This window comes from Deinococcus sp. (genome assembly GCF_025362455.1).
Classification (GTDB): Bacteria; Deinococcota; Deinococci; order Deinococcales; family Deinococcaceae; genus Deinococcus.
Map to the genome: position 1 here is coordinate 1 of NZ_JANYGJ010000148.1, position 2,134 is coordinate 2,134.

The 2,134-nt window shown below is 70.4% G+C and carries 2 protein-coding genes and 1 pseudogene; 2 read left to right on the top strand and 1 reads right to left on the bottom strand.

Translation table 11 applies throughout. The features are described from left to right. Positions 1-447, top strand: a pseudogene (locus tag Q0R23_RS11620) (arginase); the annotation flags it as partial. 171 nt (positions 448-618) lie between these two features. Beyond that, positions 619-1,128 (top strand): hypothetical protein, encoded by a 510-nt coding sequence (locus Q0R23_RS11625; protein WP_293913201.1) that lies wholly within the window; start codon positions 619-621, stop codon positions 1,126-1,128. A gap of 43 nt (positions 1,129-1,171) precedes the next feature. Here Q0R23_RS11625 and Q0R23_RS11630 read toward each other — a convergent pair. Beyond that, positions 1,172-2,134 (bottom strand): glycoside hydrolase family 3 N-terminal domain-containing protein (locus Q0R23_RS11630; RefSeq protein WP_293913203.1); only part of this gene is annotated, 963 nt, incomplete at its 5' end.

Sequence of the window (2,134 nt, forward strand, 5' to 3'; positions counted from 1 at the left end):
CACGCCTGGAGCTGGCTGGAGCGGTATCCGGGCCGCGCCGTATTGAACATCGACAGCCACCACGATCTGTATTCGGGCAGCGGTCCGTATATTGGGGGCGATCCGGGCAAGCTGCGCCCCGGCAACTGGGCGGGCCTGGGCCTGCGCTGTGGCTTGATCGGGCGCTACACCGTCCAGTATCCGGGCTGGCACACCGAGCTGGCCGTCGCCGAGGGCTTCGACCTGGCCCGCACCGAAGCGGAAGTGCAGGCGGCCTTCACCGGGGCGCTGCTCTCTCGCCTTCACCTGACGCGCTCGGACGCCTGGCCGCCGCCCGCAGACATCGAGGCCGTGCTGCTCATCCAGTCGCCCGCCTGGAGCAGCCCGGCCCACGACCCGGCGTTTCTGGCGCTCGCCCAGGTCCTGAACGCCGAGGTGCTGAGTGCGCCGTATCAGCGCCGCTGGTAGCCCCCCCCGACGCGGCTCGGCAGCCCCACCAGTTTGTGAAGGCGTTTGCCCTGTTTACCTGTTATACGGTATGCCAGCATACGGTGAGATGATGACGATTGATTCGGCACCGAAGCAGTACCTAGCACAACAACCGTGCTCTGGCCTGGGCGACGGGCTGCTGGGGTCGCCTTGACCCGCGTCATTGCCGCCCATTCGCTGTATTACCAGGTGGGGGTGTTCGCGCTGGTGCGCCACAAGGATACCTACCTGGTGGTGCAGCCGCACGACGCGCTGCTGCCCGGCGCCGTGCAGCTCCCCGGCGTGCTGATGAGCACCGCCAGTGGCGCGGGCCTGGCCGAACTGGGGCTGCGCCGAACGCTGCTCGCCCAGGTGGGCCTGTCGGTGGGCTCGCTGAGCCTGGTGAGCAGCTTCGCCGTGCGGCTGCCGGAAGGCGACTCGCGCCTGAGTCTGATCTTCGGCAGCGAGTACGTGTCGGGCATCCTGAACCCGACCGCTGAGGTCCGGGGCGCCGACTGGACCCAGCCCGGTCAGCTCAGGGGGCTGGGCGCCCCGGAGTGGCTGTTCGCGGCCATCCGCGAATTCGAGGCCGTGGTGGGCGCCGCGCCGGAAGAGGGCACCGAGCGGGTCCGCAAACCCGGTTTGATGGGGCTGCTGGGCCGCAAGAGCCTGCCGGAATAGAGCGAGCTGGAGTGAGCTGGAATAAGGTGAGCCCTGATCCGTGTTACCCGCGCAGCCAGTTCCAGACGGCGGCGCGGGCCAGCGGCTGCGCCCCGAAACTGATCACGGCGGGCGCGGCCACGTCCTGCGCCGCGAAGGGGTTGTACAGACACAGGTGCAGGTCCGGGGCGGCGCCGATGAGCCCCGCCTGACGGTGGCGGCTGGTGGTGGCCAGCAGCAGGGTGCGGCCCTCCGTTTGTGCCCGGCGTCTCATGGTCGCCCAGTCGAGCTGCGCGGGGTCGTCGTAGGCGTGCAGCTCGGTCTCGAACCACTGTCCCAGTTCCTGCGCCAGCGCCCTAGCGTCCACGCTGGCCTCGCTGACGGTTTCGCGCACGACCTTGCGCTGGGCTAAAAGCAGCACCCGGCTGAGCGGCCTGAGCGGCTGCGGCCCACCTCTGAGCTTCAGACCCCGCGCCCAGGCGGCGGCGAACAGGGCCTCGTCGCCCGGCAGCGCGGCCCTCTCGCCCTGCTGGACCGGGAAGCGCCGGGCCAGCGCGGTGAGGCGTTCGAGCTTGGCCTGCCCGTCCAGCCCAGCGTCCAGCGCGGCCTGCACGGCGTCCAGGGTGTCTTGCTGGGCGCTGCGCCGCCCCAGGGCCATCACCAGATCGGCGCCTGCCCGCAGACTCAGCACCGCCGCCTCGCCGCGCCCGTAGTGGCCGTCGATGGCCGCCATGCCCATGCTGTCGGTGACGATCACGCCGCCGTAGCCCCACTCCCGGCGCAGCAGGCCGGTCAAGATGGGCTCCGAGAGGGTCGCTGGAAACTCAGGGTCCAGGGCGCTGTAGACGATGTGGGCGGTCATCACGGCGGGGGCGTTCTCCAGAGCCTGGGTCAGCGTCTGGCGAAAGGGCCACAGCTCGGTGGCGTCCAGTTCGGCGCGGGATTTGTCCACGCGGGGCAGGGCGCGGTGCGAGTCGAGGTGGGTGTCGCCGTGGCCGGGAAAATGTTTGACGCAGCCTGCCACGCC